Annotated in this window: 1 protein-coding gene; it reads left to right on the forward strand. The window is 41.5% G+C overall.

The window, feature by feature from the left end; genetic code table 11:
• The first annotated feature begins 221 nt into the window (after nucleotides 1-221).
• Nucleotides 222-1466 carry an IS110 family transposase gene (locus RM556_RS17270; RefSeq protein WP_311375210.1) on the forward strand — a complete coding sequence of 415 codons (1245 nt, stop codon included), beginning with the start codon at nucleotides 222-224 and terminating at the stop codon, nucleotides 1464-1466.
• Nucleotides 1467-1501: the final 35 nt, after the last annotated feature.

The raw sequence follows: 1501 nt of genomic DNA on the forward strand, positions 1-1501 counted from the left end.
TATAGTCGTTCAACCTTTTCAATCTATACTTAGATTGGCTTGGTTATGTACTCTTTGCATACGAACATGAGGCAGTTAACATTTTATGAACTCCGCTTTCTTTTCGATGCATCGAGTATCTTTACTCAAAACGAATACTCAGGGCTTGCTTTAAAACGCTGTCTATATTCTCTTCGAAGGGTAAGGAATACATAACAAATTTCACTACGAGGAGATTTGTAATGAACAACATTAAACGTAAATTTGCAGTTCATATAGGGCTAGATTGGGCAAACAAAAAGCACGATGTTTGCGTGCAGATAGGTGACAGCAAAACACGTAGTTTTGAAGTCATCCCTCATTTACCTGAAGCGATTGATACATGGCTACATAAGTTACATGTTGAAACAAAGGGCGATATAGCAGTCGCAGTTGAGTTAACGAAAGGTCCTATCGTATACGCATTACAAAAACACAGCTTCGTTACAGTATTTCCTATTCATGGACTGACACTGTCTCAATATCGCAAAGCATTGTATCCAAGTGGCGCTAAAGATGATCCAATGGATGCAGAATTAGCATTGGATATGATGCTGAATTATCCCGATAAAGTAAAACCGCTTAAACCGAGCAGTGGTGATTGTCGTGCGTTGGCTTTGCTAGTTGAACAGCGTCGCGCACTCGTCGACGATAGGCGCAGCAATGCAAACAAACTTATAAGCGCGCTGAAGCAATACTATCCGCAGCCTCTAGAGTGGTTCTCTCATAGAGACAGTGAGCTATTCTGCGACTTTTTAATCAAATGGCCTACGCTAGAATCAGTCAAACGTGCAAGAAATATAACGATTGAAAAGTTTTTTATGGCGCGCGGCGGTAACTCGCTTTCCAACATTACTAAACGGGTCGAAGGGATTAGCTCCGCTGTACCATTAACAGAAGACAATAGCGTTATTCTACCCCACAAGATGCTAACGATAGCGCTATGCAAACAGATATTGACACTTATCCAAAATATCCGAGTGTACGACAAGCAGATAGCTTTATTGTTTAAGAGCCTTCCCGATGCTGAGTTGTTTGAATCTTTGCCAGGTACAGGGCCATGTTTAGCGCCCAGACTTTTAGCCGCTTTAGGTGAGGATAGAACTCGGTTTAATAATGCTCAGGAAATTCAAAACTATGCTGGCTTATCTCCTGTAACAGAGCGAAGTGGTCAAAAAAGCTGGGTGCATTGGCGATGGCAATGTTCAAAGTTTATCAGGCAAAGTTTTATTGAATGGGCTGCTAAAAGCGTAGGCATATCATATTGGGCCGGTCTTTATTATGCGCAGCAAAGGGCAAAAGGAAACACTCATCAATCAGCAGTAAGGTCTTTAGCTTACAAGTGGGTTCGGATTCTATATAGGTGTTGGAAGACCAAAACGCCATATGATGAGTCTAAATATTTAAAGGTACTGAGAGAACGAAATTCTCCGCTTTTAGCAGCATAAATTACTTGTTGAACGACTCAGGGCATGAAGCGGAC

The organism is Alteromonas sp. W364, from assembly GCF_031846205.1.
Classification (GTDB): Bacteria; Pseudomonadota; Gammaproteobacteria; order Enterobacterales; family Alteromonadaceae; genus Glaciecola; species Glaciecola blandensis.